This is a genomic window from Streptomyces sp. NPDC030021 (assembly GCF_055574035.1).
On sequence record NZ_JBVIAH010000008.1, the window covers coordinates 18573 to 36603 of the forward strand.

The 18031-nt window shown below is 72.2% G+C and carries 16 protein-coding genes; 8 read left to right on the forward strand and 8 right to left on the reverse strand.

The genetic code is table 11. From position 1 onward, the window contains the following. Positions 1-42 precede the first annotated feature (42 nt). Positions 43-1206, reverse strand: a complete 1164-nt coding sequence (locus ACZ4YL_RS17275) for an adenylate/guanylate cyclase domain-containing protein (protein ID WP_301367019.1) — start codon at positions 1204-1206, stop codon at positions 43-45. 195 nt (positions 1207-1401) lie between these two features. Continuing rightward, the gene (locus ACZ4YL_RS17280; protein WP_468117324.1) at positions 1402-2268 is read right to left on the reverse strand and encodes a biotin--[acetyl-CoA-carboxylase] ligase; all 867 of its coding nucleotides are present in this window, start codon (positions 2266-2268) and stop codon (positions 1402-1404) included. 131 nt (positions 2269-2399) lie between these two features. On the opposite strand from ACZ4YL_RS17280, the gene ACZ4YL_RS17285 reads away from it, so the two are divergent. The 4 genes from ACZ4YL_RS17285 to ACZ4YL_RS17300 all read left to right on the forward strand — a co-directional run bounded on the left by ACZ4YL_RS17285 (position 2400) and on the right by ACZ4YL_RS17300 (position 5094). Continuing rightward, positions 2400-3986 (forward strand): acyl-CoA carboxylase subunit beta, encoded by a 1587-nt coding sequence (locus ACZ4YL_RS17285; RefSeq protein ID WP_468117326.1) that lies wholly within the window; start codon positions 2400-2402, stop codon positions 3984-3986. A gap of 21 nt (positions 3987-4007) precedes the next feature. After that, entirely contained in the window at positions 4008-4214 is a 207-nt protein-coding gene (locus ACZ4YL_RS17290; protein ID WP_301374521.1) for an acyl-CoA carboxylase epsilon subunit, read from the forward strand. 80 nt (positions 4215-4294) lie between these two features. Further along, positions 4295-4429, forward strand: a complete 135-nt coding sequence (mmpB, locus tag ACZ4YL_RS17295) for a morphogenic membrane protein MmpB (RefSeq protein ID WP_266817120.1) — start codon at positions 4295-4297, stop codon at positions 4427-4429. A gap of 41 nt (positions 4430-4470) precedes the next feature. Next, positions 4471-5094, forward strand: a complete 624-nt coding sequence (locus ACZ4YL_RS17300; protein ID WP_382542441.1) for a Maf family protein — start codon at positions 4471-4473, stop codon at positions 5092-5094. Here ACZ4YL_RS17300 and ACZ4YL_RS17305 read toward each other — a convergent pair. Both ACZ4YL_RS17305 and ACZ4YL_RS17310 read right to left on the reverse strand, forming a co-directional pair. After that, a complete protein-coding gene (locus ACZ4YL_RS17305) occupies positions 5075-5563 on the reverse strand; it encodes a hypothetical protein (RefSeq protein ID WP_468117329.1) in 489 nt (162 codons plus the stop codon). The genes ACZ4YL_RS17300 and ACZ4YL_RS17305 overlap by 20 nt on opposite strands. Before the next feature lie 132 nt (positions 5564-5695). Beyond that, positions 5696-7288, reverse strand: a complete 1593-nt coding sequence (locus tag ACZ4YL_RS17310) for an MFS transporter (protein WP_468117331.1) — start codon at positions 7286-7288, stop codon at positions 5696-5698. Between the two features lie 650 nt (positions 7289-7938). On the opposite strand from ACZ4YL_RS17310, the gene ACZ4YL_RS17315 reads away from it, so the two are divergent. Next, positions 7939-9702: an acetyl/propionyl/methylcrotonyl-CoA carboxylase subunit alpha gene (locus tag ACZ4YL_RS17315; RefSeq protein ID WP_468117333.1), complete on the forward strand. Its 1764-nt coding sequence runs from the start codon at positions 7939-7941 to the stop codon at positions 9700-9702. A 184-nt stretch (positions 9703-9886) separates the two neighbouring features. Here the strand turns inward: ACZ4YL_RS17315 and ACZ4YL_RS17320 are convergent, their stop codons facing one another. Both ACZ4YL_RS17320 and ACZ4YL_RS17325 read right to left on the reverse strand, forming a co-directional pair. Next, positions 9887-10837, reverse strand: a complete 951-nt coding sequence (locus tag ACZ4YL_RS17320; protein WP_189733088.1) for a DeoR/GlpR family DNA-binding transcription regulator — start codon at positions 10835-10837, stop codon at positions 9887-9889. Between the two features lie 175 nt (positions 10838-11012). Beyond that, positions 11013-12452 carry an NAD(P)H-quinone dehydrogenase gene (locus ACZ4YL_RS17325; protein ID WP_030012229.1) on the reverse strand — a complete coding sequence of 480 codons (1440 nt, stop codon included), beginning with the start codon at positions 12450-12452 and terminating at the stop codon, positions 11013-11015. A 173-nt stretch (positions 12453-12625) separates the two neighbouring features. On the opposite strand from ACZ4YL_RS17325, the gene ACZ4YL_RS17330 reads away from it, so the two are divergent. From ACZ4YL_RS17330 to ACZ4YL_RS17340, 3 genes are all read left to right on the forward strand, one after another. Then, entirely contained in the window at positions 12626-13063 is a 438-nt protein-coding gene (locus tag ACZ4YL_RS17330) for a gamma-glutamylcyclotransferase family protein (protein ID WP_030012228.1), read from the forward strand. A gap of 199 nt (positions 13064-13262) precedes the next feature. Next, the gene (locus tag ACZ4YL_RS17335; protein WP_030012483.1) at positions 13263-14069 is read left to right on the forward strand and encodes a purine-nucleoside phosphorylase; all 807 of its coding nucleotides are present in this window, start codon (positions 13263-13265) and stop codon (positions 14067-14069) included. A gap of 28 nt (positions 14070-14097) precedes the next feature. After that, positions 14098-15756 carry a phospho-sugar mutase gene (locus tag ACZ4YL_RS17340; protein WP_468117336.1) on the forward strand — a complete coding sequence of 553 codons (1659 nt, stop codon included), beginning with the start codon at positions 14098-14100 and terminating at the stop codon, positions 15754-15756. A gap of 186 nt (positions 15757-15942) precedes the next feature. Here the strand turns inward: ACZ4YL_RS17340 and ACZ4YL_RS17345 are convergent, their stop codons facing one another. Continuing rightward, positions 15943-16572: a hypothetical protein gene (locus ACZ4YL_RS17345; protein WP_468117338.1), complete on the reverse strand. Its 630-nt coding sequence runs from the start codon at positions 16570-16572 to the stop codon at positions 15943-15945. After that, on the reverse strand, positions 16565-17995 hold the full coding sequence (locus ACZ4YL_RS17350; protein WP_382549852.1) for a sensor histidine kinase: 1431 nt from the start codon (positions 17993-17995) through the stop codon (positions 16565-16567). The genes ACZ4YL_RS17345 and ACZ4YL_RS17350 overlap by 8 nt, the downstream gene beginning before the upstream one ends. Positions 17996-18031: the final 36 nt, after the last annotated feature.

The following is an 18031-nucleotide window of genomic DNA, read 5'->3' on the forward strand; positions in this document are numbered from 1 at the left end:
CCGGCATGATCGGCAAGACACCCCCTAGGGCCCGCAGTCGCGTCAGGCGGGGTTCTTGGGCTTCCTGCGCGTCAGCGACCAGGGCTCCACGACGCCGAGCCCGCGCACCGGCCGCTGCCACATCGGCTGCAGCGCGAACCGGTAGGACGCCCCCTCGTCGGGGGCCGTCTCGGCCTCCTTCTCCGACACCGGAGCGGCCCCGGTCCGGGAGAGCTCCTCGGCCATCGCCCCGTCCACCAGCACCGCGTCCTTGGGGGCTATGGACGTGAGCCGGCTGGCCAGGTTCACCGTGGTCCCGAAGACATCGCCCATCCGGGTGGTGACCGTGCCGAAGGCGATCCCGACCCGCAGCTCGGGCATCTGCGCGTCGAGCTCCATCGTCTCGATCAGCCGCAGCGCGATCTCCGCGGCGGTCGCCGCGTCGTCGGCGCAGTACAGCACCTCGTCACCGAGGGTCTTGATCAGCCGGCCGCCGTGCGCGGCCACCAGGTCCGCCGCGGTCGTCTCGAAGGACTCGACCAGCTCGCCGAGCTCCTCCTCCTCCAGCCGCCGCGTCAGGCGCGTGAAGCCCACCAGGTCGGCGAAGCCCACCGCGAGCCGCCGGTCGACCATCTCGTCGTCGTCGGCCACCTGCACCACGCGCCCGGTCGCGGCCGCCAGCTGGCGCCGCCACACGTAGACGAGGAACTCCTCCAACTCGGGGAGCAGCAGCTCCACCAGGGGGTACGTGACCTCCGTACGGGTCATGCCCGGCTCCGGCGGCTCCGTCAGCCCCTCCAGGAACGAGTCGATCTGCCATTCCGCCAGCCGGGCCGTGGTCTGCCCGGTGGACCGCGCCACCTGCACGGCCATCGGCTCGGACAGCAGCCCGGCCTCCACCAGACCCGCCAGCCGGCGCAGGGCCAGCACGTCGGCCTCGGTGAGCGCCCGGGCCTGCCCGATGTCGGCGAAGCCCATGGCCCGCCAGAAGCGCGAGGCCAGCTCCATGGACACGCCCGCGCTCCGGGCGGCCTGGAAGGGCGTGTACCGGCGCTCGGCACCGAGGATCAGCTGCTCCAGCCGGATGGCGAGCGGATCCGCCGTCGGCTGGGCCGTGTGATCGACCTCGTGGTGCGGAGTGTGCTGATCACGGCCGATCGGGGTGCCCGGGCCGGACGCGGAGCCGCCACCGGCGGACGCGCTGGACGTAGGGTCGTCGACGGTCAAGGGCCGCCTCCTGTCCATTCCGTGCGCACTGCCCTGCGAACCGGTTGATCACCACGAGCACCGGGATCGCCTAAACCATACGGCAGGTGTGCCGTAGCTCACTCCCCCTCCCCACTTCCGGCCGGCCCGCGACCTGGGTGCGGGGTCCGGGGCCGCGGCCCCGGGGCGGCACCGCACCCGGCACCCGCGCCCCTGTCAGTGCACGGAACGCAGGTGGATGACGTCGCCCGCGCCCACCGTCTCGTGCCGGTCCTCGGCCGTACGGATCACCAGGCGGCCATCGGTGTCCACCGCTTCGGCCGTTCCGGTGAGGGTGCGCCCGCCGGGCAGTTCCGCGCGGACGTGGCGGCCGAGGGTCGCGCAGCCCGCCGCGTAGGTCTCCTGGAGGCCGCTGGCGGCGGGGTCGCCGCCGGCCGCGCGCCAGTTCCCGTACCACTCCTCCAGGGACCGCAGGACGGCCCGCAGCAGCGGGTCACGGTCGGTCACGGAGGCCTTGGCCAGCGCCAGCGACCCCGCTGCCGGTACCGGCAGCTCGTCCTCGGTCAGGCTGACGTTGAGCCCGATCCCGAGGACCACGCCGTCCTCGACCCGCTCGGCGAGGATCCCGCCGGTCTTGCGCTCCTCGCCGTCCACGCTGACCAGCAGGTCGTTGGGCCACTTGAGGGCGGTGTCCACGCCGGCCGCCCGGGACAGCCCGGTCGCGGTGGCCACGCCGGCCAGCAGGGTCAGCCACCCCCACCGCTCCTGCGGGACCGCGTCGCCCGGCTTGAGCAGGACGGAGAAGAACAGCCCCGACCGTGCGGGCGCGACCCAGCTCCGGTCCAGCCGCCCGCGCCCGGCACTCTGCTCCTCGGCGACGAGCACGGCCCCCTCGGGCAGCTCGGCCGCCCGGGTGGCAAGGTCGGTATTGGTGGACCCGGTACTGGCGACGACCTCCACGGAGGTCCACAGCCCGTCCCCGGTGACGAGCGCCCGCGTGAGGGCGGCGGCATTGAGGGGCGGGCGGTCCAGGCTCGACCAGCGACCGGAGGAAGCTCCTGCTGAGGCATCTGATGGCGTCATGCAACCCAATGTAGGTGTGTCAAACGCCGCACTGCCGAGCGCCATGCCCGCCGATACGCTACGCACCAGTAGCCAGCAGTAGTCAATCAATTGACCAGGCAGTTGACACCACGCAGGGAGCCGCGACCCCGATGTCACATCCGTCAGAGCCGATCGACATGCACACCACCGCGGGCAAGATCGCGGATCTGCAGCGCCGCATCGACGAAGCCACCCACGCCGGGTCCGCGCGTGCCGTGGAGAAGCAGCACGCCAAGGGCAAGCTGACGGCGCGTGAGCGGGTTGCCCTGCTGCTGGACGAGGGATCCTTCGTCGAGCTCGACGAGTTCGCCCGGCACCGTTCCACCAGCTTCGGGCTGGAGAAGACCCGGCCCTACGGCGACGGCGTCGTCACCGGCTACGGCACGGTGGACGGCCGCCCGGTGGCCGTGTTCTCGCAGGACTTCACCGTCTTCGGCGGGGCCCTCGGCGAGACCTACGGCCAGAAGATCATGAAGGTCATGGACTTCGCGCTGAAGACCGGATGCCCGCTCGTCGGCATCAACGACTCCGGCGGCGCCCGGATCCAGGAGGGCGTCAGCGCGCTGGGCATGTACGGGGAGATCTTCCGCCGCAACGTCCACGCGTCCGGCGTGATCCCGCAGATCAGCCTTGTCGTCGGGCCCTGTGCGGGCGGCGCCGTGTACTCGCCGGCCATCACCGACTTCACGGTCATGGTCGACCAGACCTCGCACATGTTCATCACCGGCCCGGACGTCATCAAGACGGTCACCGGCGAGGACGTCGGCTTCGAGGAGCTGGGCGGGGCGCGCACGCACAACAGCACGTCCGGCGTCGCGCACCACATGGCGGGCGACGAGAAGGACGCCATCGAGTACGTGAAGTCACTGCTCGCGTACCTGCCGTCGAACAACCTCTCCGAGCCGCCCGCCTTCCCGGAGGAGGCGGACACCGAGGTCTCCGACGCCGACCGCGAGCTCGACGCACTGATCCCGGACAGCGCCAACCAGCCGTACGACATGCACACCGTGATCGAGCACGTGCTCGACGACGCGGAGTTCCTGGAGACGCAGTCGCTCTTCGCGCCGAACATCCTGACCGGCTTCGGCCGCGTCGAGGGCCACCCGGTGGGTGTCGTCGCCAACCAGCCGATGCAGTTCGCCGGCTGCCTGGACATCGACGCCTCCGAGAAGGCGGCGCGGTTCGTGCGGACCTGCGACGCCTTCAACATCCCGGTGCTGACCTTCGTGGACGTCCCGGGCTTCCTTCCGGGCACCGACCAGGAGTACAACGGAATCATCCGGCGCGGCGCGAAGCTGATCTACGCGTACGCCGAGGCCACCGTTCCGCTGATCACCGTCATCACCCGCAAGGCCTTCGGCGGTGCGTACGACGTCATGGGCTCCAAGCACCTCGGCGCGGACCTGAACCTGGCCTGGCCGACCGCGCAGATCGCCGTCATGGGCGCGCAGGGGGCCGTGAACATCCTGCACCGCCGGACCATCGCGGAGGCGGAGAATGTGGAGGAGACCCGGGCCCGGCTCATCGCCGAGTACGAGGACGCGCTGCTCAACCCGTACACGGCGGCCGAGCGCGGGTACATCGACGCGGTGACCATGCCGTCCGAGACCCGGGCGCACGTGGTGAAGGGGCTGCGGCAGCTGCGTACCAAGCGGGAGTCCCTGCCCCCGAAGAAGCACGGCAACATCCCGCTCTAGCCGCTCCAGGAGGACTCTGTGGTGATCAAGGTCGTCAAGGGCAACCCGACCCCGGAGGAGCTGGCCGCCGCACTGGCGGTGGTCCAAGCGCGCGCGGCGGTGCTGGCCATGGCTCCGTCGGGCGCTCCGCCGGTCGCGGACGAGTGGTCGGCGCCGGCCCGGGTGGCCCGGCGCCGGGTTCCGCATCCGGGGCCGCGGGCCTGGGGCCGTACGTACTGGCCCGCGTAGCCCGACTTGATGTGAACGGACGGTGGCGCCTGAGTACCCGTACTCAGGCGCCGCACCCGTTCCCGGGCCAGGATCGAGACATGCTCTGGTCCGACCCGAAGAACGAGCCGCCCAAGGACATGCGCGACGCGCAGGCGATGATCCGGCGGCTGACCCTGGTGCTCGCCATCGCCATGCTCGTGGTGGTGTACGTCCTGGGTGTGGGCCACTTCTAGGCCCTGTGACGGGGGTGCGGGCCGCGCCTACGATGGCCCCCATGACTGCGACACCTGAGCCCTCGACGACCGGGCGCAAGCTCGTCCTCGCCTCCGCCTCCCCCGCCCGGCTGAACCTGCTGCGGCAGGCTGGGCTCGCCCCGCACGTGATCGTCAGCGGGTTCGACGAGGACACCCTGAACCACGACGAGCCGGCCGCCCTGGCGCTGGCCCTGGCCGAGGCGAAGGCCGCCGTCGTGGCGGGGCTGGACGAGGCCGCCGGCGCCCTGGTGATCGGCTGCGACTCGGTACTGGAGCTGGACGGCGAGGCGCTGGGCAAGCCGGCGGACGCCGAGGAGGCCACCGCGCGCTGGAAGTCGATGCGCGGACGGTCGGGCGTGCTGCGCACCGGGCACTGCGTGATCGACACGGCGGACGGCCGTCAGGTCTCGGCCACGGCGTCGACGACGGTCCGGTTCGGTGAGCCCACGGACGCGGAGGTGGCGGCGTACGTGGCGAGCGGGGAGCCCCTGCACGTGGCGGGGGCGTTCACCCTGGACGGTCTGTCGGCGCCGTTCATCGACGGCATCGACGGGGATCACGGCAACGTCATCGGACTGTCGCTGCCGCTGCTGCGTTCCCTGCTGGGCGAACTGGACGTGTCCATCACGGACTTGTGGGCTTGAGCTCCCCGTACGGCGGCGGTGGCGGCAGGGGTGGGGTGTCCCCGCCCGCATCGCCCTCGCCGCCGCCGGTCCGGGCGGGCCGGGCGGCGTAGGACGTCAGGGTCAGTACGAGGAGACACAGGATCAGCATCATCGTCGCGAAGGCGGCCCAGCCGACCAGGGCGACGCAGAGGATGCCGAGCACCCCGTGGGTGACGGCGGCGCTGATGAGCACGACGCGGCCGAAGCGGCCCGGGGAGCGGTCGCGGAGCGCGGTGACGGCGGCGAGCACGGCGCACAGGACGAGGAAGGCGCCCATGCCCGCCCCCATGGCGTAAGTCGCCTTGGACATGACATCCGGATCGCTGCCCGCGATCGACATCGACTGGTTCGCCGTGGTCCGGCCCAGCACGATGTGGACGAGTATGAGCGCCGCCGCTTCCACGACGAGCACGATCGCAGCCAGTCCGGCCACGAGTCTTCGCAGCACGATGCCCCACCCCCCACGTGTCACAAGCCCGTTCGACGCCCTGGAGGCTACTAACGGGTAGCCCGGCGGGCAAGACATCCGCACACCCGGCTTGCGGACGCCTCCCGCCCCACGGCACGCCGTACGGCCGTACTACGACGACGGCTTCGGCTTCTTCTCCCGCGGCCAGACGGTGTACGACCAGGACCAGATGGTGTCGATCACCCAGATCGTCAGCCAGATCCGGCCGACCCAGACCAGCGGTCCGCGCTGTCCGTCGGGCACGCCGCCGTCCGTGATCTGCCACACGAGCCAGCTGGAGTCCAGGGCCCACAGGACCAGCTGCCCCAGCGCGAACGCGGCCGTGTGGACGTACCAGTCCCGCCGCTCCTTGCGGGCGTGGGCCTTCGGCCCGGGGACGGTCTCCGCCGACGGCTGCCGCACCGCTTCCCGCTCGCTCATGTCCGTGTCCGTGTCCATGTCCGTTTCCGCCTCCCCGCCCATGTCGATGTCGATGCCCTCTCGGTCCGCTCGGTCCTCTGCCGCGCCGCCGGTCCGCGGCCCGGCCTTCTTCCTCTCCTCCGCCAGGCCCAGGGTGCGGACCGCGTACGGCACCACGAGCGCCCCCACGACCGAGGTGGCCGCGGCAGCCCCGCAGGCGGCCGCCCAGCCGGCCTCCTCGTAGAGCAGGCCCATCACCAGGGGACCGGCCACCACACCGGCCAGGCGGGCGCTCTCGTACAAGCCCATGGCCCGGCCGATCCGCCCCCCGGAGGCGGCGGCCACGGTCGCCTGCTCCACCGGGATCTGCGCGGCGAAACAGGCGGCGGCCACGGTCCACAGGACGGCGATGGCCGACGGTGTGGAGAGCACCGCGAGCCCCGCGGCGAACAGCGCGCTCGCCGCGAACGAGGCCACCATGGCCGGTGTACGGCCCAGCCGGTCGGTGAGGTGGTGCGCGTGCGCCGGCAGCAGGACGAACACCACGAAGCCGGGGGCGAAGACCAGCGCGATCTCGTTCGGGGACAGCCCCAGGTCCGCCTGCAGCCGGAGCAGCAGGAGCATCCACAGCCCCGCCTCGGCGGCGGCCGTCACCGCGGACACCACCATCAGCGGCAGCAGCCGGCGCTCCGCCGCACCCCGCCGCTCACCGCGCCCGGTCGCGGCGCCCGCCCGCTCCCGGCGGGGTCCGCGCAGCAGCGAGGCCATGGCCACCGCGCAGGCGGCGCTGCCCAGCCAGAACAGCAGCGGGTAGCCGCCGCGTTCCAGCAGGGAGAACGCCACCAGGTAGCCGACGAAGGCGCCCTGACCCTCCGCCGACAGCAACTTGCTGTACGCGGAGGTGCCGTCACCGTCCTGCGCCCGCTGCCCGGTCCAGGCCCGCAGCGCGACCCAGAACAGAGCACCGCCGGCGCCGCCCAGGCCCGCCGCGACGAAGGCCACCACCAGCGAGTCGGCGAGCGCGTATCCCGCGAACGACAGGGCGTACAGACCCGCACCGGCCGCGGCCACCCGCCGCTGGTCGAAGCGGTCGGCCAGCTCCCCGGCCAGCGGGCGCACGATCAGCGACAGCACCGCCTCGAAGGCGATCAGCGCGCCGACCACGGAGGCCCCGGCGCCCAGCGTCGACCCCGCCCACAGCGGCAGCAGGAAATCGAGCACCTCCGCCGGGGCGCTCGCGAACAGCGCCGCCGACAGGACCCGGCGCCCGGCCGGATCCGCGGGCGCCTTCGTCCCGGCGCTCACGCTTCGGCGGCCGGTGAGCAGCACCCGGCCTCTGCCGCGTCGGACCGGGTGGGAACGGGCTCCGGGAAGGAGTCCTGTAACGCCATGTGCCTCGCCCTCGTCTCGCCGTCGTCTCGCCGTCGTCTCGCCGTGGTCTCGTCGCCGCCGTTCGCGCGCCGTTTGCACGCCGTCCGTAAGACGCCGTTCGGCCCGCCCGGGTTGTCAACTCGCCGGTATCACCGCCGCCGCGCCGTCGCGGGTCCCGATGTCGTCCATCCGTAGGACACGCCCGGCGCGCTGCCGCCCGCCCGGGCCCGTGCGGGCCGCATCGCTGTGGGTACGGTGTTGTCCCTGTTCGCCCTGCGGGACGACCGGGCTACCAATCAGTAAACAAGGGGACAACTCCTCTCACGACCGCAAAGAAACTGTGGGCCGTTCGTAGGGACTCGACAAAGAATCACCCGGGGCGGCTGACCAGGGGGACAGAGACCTTGGATACATGACGGGGTTACTGTGCAGTCGGGGATCCCCCTGACCTGGGGCGCCACAAGGGTTCCCCGGCGGATCGGCCCTCGCATCACACTCTGTGTGGGCAAGGTCACCACCGGGGAAGGGTCGAAAGGCCGTGTGGGCTGTCCCTAAACTCAGCTTGTTTCAAGGAGGGAGCCATCGTGCGCAAGGTGCTCATCGCCAACCGTGGCGAAATCGCTGTCCGCGTTGCTCGGGCCTGCCGGGACGCCGGGATCGGGAGCGTAGCCGTCTACGCCGATCCGGACCGGGACGCTCTGCACGTCCGCGCGGCCGACGAAGCTTTCGCGTTGGGCGGTGACACCCCGGCCGCCAGCTACCTGGACATCTCCAAGGTCCTCCAGGCCGCAGCCGACTCCGGTGCGGACGCCATCCATCCCGGATACGGCTTCCTCTCCGAGAACGCCGACTTCGCCCAGGCCGTGATCGACGCGGGCCTGACCTGGATCGGTCCGCCGCCGCAGGCCATCCGTGACCTCGGCGACAAGGTGGCCGCCCGTCACATCGCCCAGCGCGCCGGGGCGCCGCTGGTCGCCGGTACGCCGGACCCGGTCTCCGGGTCCGAGGAGGTCGTCGCCTTCGCCAAGGAGCACGGCCTGCCGATCGCCATCAAGGCGGCCTTCGGCGGTGGCGGTCGCGGTCTGAAGGTCGCCCGCACCCTCGAAGAGGTGCCGGAGCTCTACGACTCCGCCGTCCGTGAGGCCGTCGCCGCCTTCGGCCGCGGCGAGTGCTTCGTCGAGCGCTACCTCGACAAGCCCCGCCACGTCGAGACCCAGTGCCTGGCCGACTCGCACGGCAACGTCGTCGTCGTGTCGACCCGTGACTGCTCCCTCCAGCGCCGCCACCAGAAGCTCGTGGAGGAGGCCCCGGCGCCGTTCCTGACCGAGGCTCAGAACGCGGAGCTGTACGCCGCCTCCAAGGCCATCCTGAAGGAAGCCGGCTACGTCGGCGCCGGCACCGTCGAATTCCTCGTCTCCGCCGACGGCCTGATCTCCTTCCTGGAGGTCAACACCCGCCTCCAGGTCGAGCACCCGGTCACCGAAGAGGTCTCCGGCATCGACCTGGTCCGCGAGATGTTCCGCATCGCCGACGGCGAGGAGCTCGGCTACGGCGACCCGGTCCTGCGCGGTCACTCCATCGAGTTCCGCATCAACGGCGAGGACCCGGGCCGCGGCTTCCTCCCGGCGCCCGGCACGGTGACGAAGTTCGCCGCGCCGTCGGGCCCGGGCGTCCGCCTCGACGCGGGCGTCGAGTCCGGCTCCGTGATCGGCCCGGCCTGGGACTCGCTCCTGGCCAAGCTGATCGTCACGGGTGCCACCCGCGAGCAGGCCCTGCAGCGCGCCGCCCGCGCGCTCGCCGAGTTCGAGATCGAGGGCATGGCCACGGCCATCCCCTTCCACCGTGCGGTCGTCGCCGATCCGGCGTTCGCCCCCACGGACGGCAGCCCCTTCACCGTCTTCACCCGGTGGATCGAGACCGAGTTCGTCAACGAGATCCCGGCGTTCACGGCCCCGGCCGCGGAGGACACCGAGGACGAGCCGGGCCGCGAGACGGTGGTCGTCGAGGTCGGCGGCAAGCGCCTTGAGGTCTCGCTCCCGTCGTCCCTGGGCATGACCCTGGCCCGCACCGCCGCCGCCGGTGGCGCGAAGCCGAAGCGCCGCGCGGCCAAGAAGTCCGGCCCGGCCGCCTCCGGCGACACCCTCGCCTCCCCGATGCAGGGCACGATCGTCAAGGTCGCGGTCGAGGAGGGCCAGCAGGTCAACGAGGGCGACCTGGTCGTCGTGCTCGAAGCCATGAAGATGGAGCAGCCGCTGAACGCGCACCGCTCCGGCACCGTGGTCGGCCTCAGCGCCGAGGTCGGCGCGTCCGTCACCTCGGGCGCCACGATCTGCGAGATCAAGGACTGACGTCCGACGAACGGGGTTCCCGGGGCATCTGCCCCGGGGGCCCCGTTTCGCATGTGCGGCGGCGCTCCGTGGGCTCTGCCCCCGGGCCCCCGCGTCTCAAACGTCGGCGGGGCTGAAAGATCAGCCCCGCCGGCGTTTGAGGTGCGGGGTCCGGGGCGGAGCCCCGGCACATGGCCCGCAGCGGCTAGCGGCGCCGCATGTCCGCCACGCGGGCCCGCTCCGCCTGCGGCTCCAGCATCCCGCCGGCCGCACTCCGCAGCTGCGCCGTCGGCCCGCCCCGCCGCTGCACCGGCAGCGGCGACTCGCGGCGCGGCCGCCGCCCCTGCATCCCGTCGACACCGCCGGAGGCCACGGCCCCGCCGGCCACGGTGATCTGCACGCCCTGGTCCGCCAGCGCCTGCAGCTCCGTACCCGCCCGGTCGTCGTGCGGTGGCGGCTCGTCCGTCACCAGCCGCGTCATCACATCGGTGGGCACGGTCTGGAACATGGTGTCGGTACCGAGCTTCGTGTGGTCGGCCAGCACCACCACCTCCGCCGCCGCCTGCACCAGCGCCCGGTCCACGCTGGCGGACAGCATGTTGGACGTGGACAGCCCGCGCTCGGCGGTCAGACCGCTGCCCGACAGGAAGGCCCGGGAGACCCGCAGCCCCTGGAGGGACTGTTCGGCTCCGCTGCCCACGAGGGCGTAGTTGGACCCGCGCAGGGTGCCGCCGGTCATGACCACCTCCACCCGGTTCGCGTGGGCCAGGGCCTGGGCGACGAGCAGCGAGTTGGTGACGACGGTCAGACCGGGCACGCGGGCGAGCCGGCGGGCCAGCTCCTGGGTCGTGGTGCCCGCGCCGACGACGACGGCCTCGCCCTCTTCCACGAGGGAGGCCGCGACATCGGCAATGGCGGTCTTCTCCGCCGTCGCGAGATGGGACTTTTGCGGAAAGCCGGACTCCCGCGTGAAACCGCCCGGCAAGACCGCACCGCCGTGCCGGCGGTCGAGGAGTCCTTCTGCCTCCAGTGCCCGCACGTCCCGCCGTACGGTCACTTCGGAGGTCTGGACGACGCGGGCGAGCTCCCGGAGCGATACCGCTCCGTTGGCCCGCACCATTTCGAGGATCAATTGGCGACGTTCTGCAGCGAACACGAAACTGACAGTAACCCCAACGACCGTCTGCTTTCAGCTCTTTACGCCGGAATACCGAAGTTGTCCGTAAGGCGGGGCGACTAGTGGTATACGCAGCCCGAGAGTTGTGTGAACTTCTCGCCACGAATCCGCGCCCCGCCCCAAACCCCTTACGGTATGCGGCGGTTAGCCGGGATCAGGCCTCCCCGGCGGCCTTCCGCGTGTGCAGCTGGCGGGCCACCTCGGCGATCGAGCCAGAGAGCGAGGGGTACACGGTGAACGCTTTTGCGATCTGCTCGACCGTCAGGTTGTTGTCGACAGCGATCGAGATGGGGTGGATCAGCTCGCTCGCACGCGGGGAGACGACCACACCGCCGACGACGATGCCGGTGCCCGGACGGCAGAACAGCTTCACGAAGCCGTCCCGGATGCCCTGCATCTTGGCGCGCGGGTTGCGCAGCAGCGGGAGCTTCACCACGCGGGCGTCGATCTTGCCGGCGTCCACGTCCGCCTGGGTGTAGCCGACGGTGGCGATCTCGGGGTCGGTGAAGACGTTCGAGGAGACCGTCTTGAGGTTCAGCGGGGCCACCGCGTCACCGAGGAAGTGGTACATCGCGATGCGGCCCTGCATCGCCGCGACCGACGCGAGCGCGAAGACGCCCGTGACGTCACCGGCGGCGTACACGCCGGGGGCGGAGGTACGCGAGACCTTGTCGGTCCAGATGTGCCCGGAGTCCTTGAGCCGGACCCCGGACTCCTCCAGGTTCATGTTCTTGGTGTTGGGGATCGCGCCGACTGCCATCAGGCAGTGCGTACCGGTCAGCACGCGGCCGTCGGAGAGGGTGACCTCGACCCGGTCGCCCACCCGCTTGGCGGATTCGGCGCGCGAGCGCCCCACGACGTTCATGCCGCGGCGCCGGAAGACGTCCTCCAGCACGGCGGCGGCGTCCGGGTCCTCGCCGGGCAGCACGCGGTCGCGGGAGGACACGAGGGTCACCCGGGAGCCGAGGGCCTGGTACGCGCCGGCGAACTCGGCGCCGGTCACACCGGAGCCCACCACGATGAGCTCCTCGGGGAGCTCGTCGAGGTCGTAGACCTGGGTCCAGTTCAGGATCCGCTCGCCGTCGGGCATGGCGTCGGGGATCTCGCGCGGGGTGCCGCCGGTCGCGATCAGGACGGCGTCCGCGGTCAGGATCGTCTCGGACCCGTCGGCGGCGGTGACGATGACGTCCCGGGTGCCGTCGATGCCCTGCGGCCCGCCGAGCTTGCCGCGGCCGCGCACCACGCGGGCGCCGGCCCGGGTGACGGAGGCGGTGATGTCGTGCGACTGGGCGAGCGCGAGACGCTTGACACGCCGGTTCACCTTGCCGAGGTCCACGCCGACGACGCGCGCGGCCTGCTCGATGTGCGGGGTGTCGTCCGCGACGACGATGCCGAGCTCCTCGTACGAGGAGTCGAAGGTCGTCATCACCTCGGCGGTCGCGATCAGAGTCTTGGAAGGTACGCAGTCGGTCAGGACCGAGGCCCCGCCCAGACCGTCGCAGTCGACGACGGTCACCTCCGCGCCGAGCTGGGCCCCCACCAGGGCTGCCTCATACCCGCCGGGTCCGCCGCCGATGATCACGATCCGGGTCACGAAAAGTCCGCCTCACGTCTACCCGGCCGGCTGCCGCCCCGGCCGGTGTTCCGGGGGGTCTCCCCGGGGGATGCATTCCGTGCTCCATTGTCCCGCACGCTTCAAGGTGCTTCGCGCCCGGTCCCGCCATCCGGGCACGCGTGCACCGGCACCCCTCCCGTACTCTCGACCACATGTCGCTCTACGCCGCGTACGCCGGCAACCTCGACCCGCGGCTGATGACGCGCCGCGCTCCGCATTCGCCGCTGCGCGGCACGGGCTGGATCAACGACTGGCGGCTGACCTTCGGCGGCGAGCAGATGGGCTGGGAGGGCGCTCTCGCCACGATCGTCGAAGCCCCGCGCCACCAGGTATTTGTCGCGCTGTACGACATCGCGCCGCTGGACGAGGACTCGATGGACCGCTGGGAGGGTGTCGGACTCGACATCTACCGCCGGATGCGGGTGCGGGTGCACACGCTGGACGGCGAGGAGGCGGCCTGGGTGTACGTCCTGAACGGCTACGAGGGCGGCCTGCCCTCGGCGCGCTACCTCGGCGAGATCGCAGATGCCGCCGAGTCGGCAGGCGCCCCCCACGACTACGTGATGGAAATCCGCAAACGCCCCTGCTGACCTTTTCCAGCCCCGCCGGCGTTTGAGGCGTTCTTTCAGCCCCGCCGGCGTTTGAGGCGCGGGGTGCGGGGCGGAGCCCCGGCCCTTCGGCCCGGCCACCCCCTCGGGGACGTTTCGGCGGAAACGACAAGGCAACGATCCGAACACCGTGAGCTGTGCCATCTACGCGCGTAGGCCCGAAGGAGTTACGCTCGTCCGCGTGAACGCATCTGTTACCGACCCCTTCGCCGCCGCCGACGCCGCAGCCGCCCGCCTGCGTGAGCTGACCGGCGTGGACACCCACGATGTCGCCCTCGTCATGGGCTCCGGATGGGCCCCCGCCGCAGAGGCGCTCGGCGCCCCCGAGGCCGAGTTCCTCGTCACCGAGCTGCCCGGCTTCCCGCCCGCCGCCGTCGAGGGCCACGGCGGCAAGATCCGCTCGTACAAGATCGGCGACAAGCGCGCCCTGGTCTTCCTCGGCCGGACCCACTACTACGAGGGCCGCGGCGTCGCCGCCGTCGCCCACGGCGTGCGCACCGCCGTCGCCGCCGGCTGCAAGACCGTCGTCCTGACCAACGGCTGCGGCGGTCTGCGCGAGGGCATGAAGCCCGGCCAGCCCGTCCTGATCAGCGACCACCTCAACCTGACGGCCACCTCGCCGATCGTCGGCGCGAACTTCGTCGACCTCACCGACCTGTACTCGCCGCGCCTGCGCGCGATGTGCAAGGAGATCGACGCCAGCCTCGAAGAGGGCGTCTACGTCCAGTTCCCCGGCCCGCACTACGAGACCCCGGCCGAGATCAACATGATCCGCGTCATGGGCGCCGACCTGGTCGGCATGTCCACCGTCCTGGAGGCCATCGCCGCCCGTGAGGCCGGCGCCGAGGTGCTCGGCATCTCCCTGGTCACCAACCTGGCGGCGGGCCTGTCCGGCGAGCCGCTGAACCACGAAGAGGTCCTCCAGGCCGGCCGCGACTCGGCCGCCCGCATGGGCACGCTGCTGACGCAGGTCCTCGCCCGCATCTGATCGACGTACGAGAGCTAAGGCGGAAGCAGTGCAGGAACAGGCACAGGCACAGGACGACCTGATCATCCGGGCGCAGGCCTGGCTGGCCGAGGACCCGGACCCGGAGACGGCCGCGGAACTGGCCGCTCTCATCGAGGCCGGCGACACCGCGGAGCTCGCGGACCGTTTCTCGGGCACCCTGCAGTTCGGCACCGCCGGACTGCGCGGTGAGATCGGCGCCGGCCCGATGCGGATGAACCGCGGCGTGGTCATCCGGGCCGCGGCGGGCCTCGCGGCCTACCTGAAGGCCCAGGGCCACGACGGCGGCCTGGTCGTCGTCGGCTACGACGCCCGCTACAAGTCGGCGGACTTCGCCCGCGACACCGCGGCCGTCATGACCGGCGCCGGGCTGCGCGCGGCCCTCCTGCCCCGCCCACTGCCGACGCCCGTCCTCGCGTACGCGATAAGGCACCTCGGCGCCGTCGCCGGCGTCGAGGTGACCGCGAGCCACAACCCGCCCCGGGACAACGGCTACAAGGTCTACCTCGGCGACGGCTCGCAGATCGTCTCCCCGGCCGACACCGAGATCGCGGCGCAGATCGCGGCGGTCGAGAAGCTGGCCGACGTACCGCGCCCCGAGGCGGGCTGGCAGGAGCTCGGCGACGAGGTCCTGGAGGCCTACCTGGCGCGCACGGACGCCGTCCTGACCCCCGGCTCCCCCCGGGGCGTGCGGACCGTCTACACGGCCATGCACGGCGTCGGCAAGGACGTCGTCATGGCGGCCTTCGCCCGGCACGGCTTCCCGGAGCCGGTGCTCGTCGCCGAGCAGGCCGAGCCCGACCCGGCCTTCCCGACCGTGGCGTTCCCGAACCCGGAGGAGCCGGGCGCGATGGACCTGGCCTTCGCGAAGGCCGCCGAGGTCCAGCCCGACATCGTGATCGCCAACGACCCGGACGCGGACCGCTGCGCCGTGGCCGTGCCCACCGTGGACGGCTGGCGGATGCTGCGCGGCGACGAGGTCGGCGCGCTGCTGGCGGCCCACCTGGTGCACAAGGGGGCCCGCGGCGTCTTCGCCGAGTCCATCGTCTCCTCCAGCCTCCTGGGCCGGATCGCGGAGGCTGCGGGCGTCGGCTACGAGGAGACCCTCACCGGCTTCAAGTGGATCGCCCGCGTCGAGGGCCTGCGCTACGGCTACGAGGAGGCGCTCGGCTACTGCGTGGACCCCGAGGGCGTCCGCGACAAGGACGGCGTCACCGCCGCCCTGCTGGTGGCGGAGCTGGCCTCGGTGCTCAAGGAGCAGGGCCGCACCCTGACGGACCTGCTGGACGACCTGGCGATGGCCCACGGGCTGCACGCCACGGACCAGCTGTCGGTGCGCGTCTCGGACCTGTCGGTCATCGCCGACGCGATGGCGGCGCTGCGCGCGCAGCCGCCGGTGGCGCTGGCGGGTCTGCGGGTGGTCTCAGCGGAGGACCTGTCCAAGGGCACGGAGGCGCTCCCGCCCACGGACGGCCTGCGCTACTACCTGGACGGCGAGTACAAGGCCCGGGTCATCGCCCGCCCGTCGGGTACCGAGCCCAAGCTGAAGTGCTACCTGGAGGTCGTGGTCCCGGTGGCCGAGGCCTCCGACCTGGCGGCGGCCCGCGTCCGCGGCCAGGAGGTCCTGGACGCGATCAAGAAGGACCTCTCCGCCGCGATGGGAATCTGACCCTCCCCGCACCGGCCCGGTCCCGCCCCGTCCGGCGGGACCGGGCCATCAACTCCTCTCGGCCCCTTGAGCTCCGGCTCGGGGGGCCGGTGGCGTATGCGGGGGCCGGACGCACGCCGGCCGGAGGCCGGCGCAGCGGCGTGAAGCCGGGGAGGCGCCCCGGCGCCGAGCCGCGCGAGCGGCGCGTCAGGAAGGAGTGGGCGTCGGGCGGACCAGTTCGCCCAGGGTCGGTACCGACTCCGGGCGGGAGCGGACCGCATCCGTGCATTCCCACGTCCGCGGCGGATCGGCGTCCGGCCCGCCCAGGGTCACCGGGCCCGGGGTCGCCTTCAGGGCCTCGCTGCCCGCCAGCGTGCACACGATCTGCGAGAGCGCCACCGGCGGCAGGTCCTCCGGCTTGCGGCTGAGCCGCACCGTGCCCGCCGGGTCGCCCGCCCTCGGCGCTCCCGCCGACAGCCCGACCGGGACCTCGCTCGTGAAGCCGGCGTCCCGCTCCTCCGTGGTCGGCGTCCGCTCCAGCGCTTCCAGCAGCGCCTGCGCGACCAGCGCCAGGGGGTCCCGTACGGGCTTCTTCTCGGGCACCGGAACCACTCGCTCCACGCCCACCAGCTGCGATCCGCAGACCAGTTCCACCGTGGCCCGGAAGCCCTGCACCCCGCTCGGCTGCTCCTGCGTGTCGCACGACACCCGGGACGGCGCCGCGCCCACGTCCACCGGTACGGTCGTCGCCCGGATCCCGCAGGCCGACGTCGCGAGCAGCAGGGCCCCGACGAACGGGACCAGCACCGCCGGTACCACCGGCAGAGTCCTACGCATCCTCGTCACCCGCGATCACCTTTCCCACGTCCACCGGCAGCCGCAGCGTGAACAGCGCCCCACCGCCCGCCACGTTGGCGGCCGTGATGTCGCCGCCGTGGATGTGCGCGTTCTCCATGGCGATCGACAGGCCGAGCCCGCTGCCGTCCGACTTCGGCCGCGACGCGCTCGCCTTGTAGAACCGGTCGAAGACGTGCGGCAGGACCTCCTCGGGGATGCCCGGACCGTTGTCCTGCACCGCGATCACCAGCCACTCCCCCTCCACCGTGACCGACACCCGGACCGGCGAGCCGCCGTGCTTGAGCGCGTTGCCGATCAGGTTGGCGAGGATGACGTCGAGGCGGCGCGGGTCGAGGCGGGCCACGATGCCCCGCTCGGCGTCGAGTTCGACCGCGTCGAGCCAGGCCCGGGCGTCGATGCAGGCCGTGACCTGGTCGGCGACGTTCACGTCGTCCAGCACCAGCTTGGCCGTACCCGCGTCGAAGCGGGTGACCTCCATCAGGTTCTCCACCAGGTTGTTGAGTCGGCGCGTCTCGCTGACGACGAGCGCCACGGCCGGTGCGATCATCGGATCGAGGTCGTCGACCTCCTCCTCCAGCACCTCGGCCACCGCCGTCAGCGCGGTCAGCGGCGTCCGCAGCTCGTGCGACATGTCCGCGACGAAGCGCCGGCTCGACTCCTCCCGCGCGCTCATGTCGGCGACCTTCTTCTCCAGCGCCTCGGCCGTCTTGTTGAAGGTGTGCGACAGGTCGGCGAGTTCGTCCGTGCCCGACACGTCGAGGCGGTGGTCGAGCTCGCCCTCGCCGAGCCGCCGCGCCGCGTCCCCGAGCCGCTGCACGGGCTTGAGCACGGTACGGGCCGCGGCCTGCGCCAGCAGGGCGGAGCCGAGCAGCGCGAGACCGGTGGCGATGGTCAGCGACCAGCCGAGCGCGTTCAGGTCGTCCCGCTCCTGCGCGAGGGACTTGGACATGTAACCGGTGAGCCCGCCGCCCACGATCCGCGTCCCGCCGACCAGGTACGGATTGCCGTGCGGCTTCGTCCGCTGCCAGTACACGTGGTACTCGGAGTCGTTCGCGGCGGTGGTCTTCTGCCGGTCGTTCACCGCGTTCTGCAGGGACTTCGGTACGTTGGCCAGCCCGAAGGAGTCGGGTCCCGCCGCGCCGAAGATCTGCCGGTTGTCCTTGCCCACCTGCACCAGCAGGACGCTGTATCCGGGGCTGCTGCCCGCCATCAGTTCGGCGGTGCGCTGCAGCTCCTCGGCGGTGGGATCGGCGGGCAGCGCGGCGGCCCGGTTCTGCATCTCCTGCCGGAAGTCGCCGAGGGCCGCGTCCTGGACGCGGGTGAGGACGGCCTCGCGGTTGAGCCAGTAGGCGATCCCGGAGGCCGAGACCGCGGCCGTCAGCGCGACCAGGCAGAACACCATGAGGAGCCGCAGCCGCAGGCTGGTCCAGCGCCGGCC

Excerpts from the sequence above, each read along its gene's own strand:
- ACZ4YL_RS17280 (WP_468117324.1), bottom strand. The coding sequence starts at position 2,268 with ATGACGCCATCAGATGCCTCAGCAGGAGCTTCCTCCGGTCGCTGGTCG.
- ACZ4YL_RS17285 (WP_468117326.1), top strand. The coding sequence starts at position 2,400 with ATGTCACATCCGTCAGAGCCGATCGACATGCACACCACCGCGGGCAAG.
- mmpB (WP_266817120.1), top strand. The coding sequence starts at position 4,295 with ATGCTCTGGTCCGACCCGAAGAACGAGCCGCCCAAGGACATGCGCGAC.
- ACZ4YL_RS17300 (WP_382542441.1), top strand. The coding sequence starts at position 4,471 with ATGACTGCGACACCTGAGCCCTCGACGACCGGGCGCAAGCTCGTCCTC.
- ACZ4YL_RS17330 (WP_030012228.1), top strand. The coding sequence starts at position 12,626 with ATGTCGCTCTACGCCGCGTACGCCGGCAACCTCGACCCGCGGCTGATG.
- ACZ4YL_RS17345 (WP_468117338.1), bottom strand. The coding sequence starts at position 16,572 with ATGCGTAGGACTCTGCCGGTGGTACCGGCGGTGCTGGTCCCGTTCGTC.
- ACZ4YL_RS17350 (WP_382549852.1), bottom strand. The coding sequence starts at position 17,995 with ATGGTGTTCTGCCTGGTCGCGCTGACGGCCGCGGTCTCGGCCTCCGGG.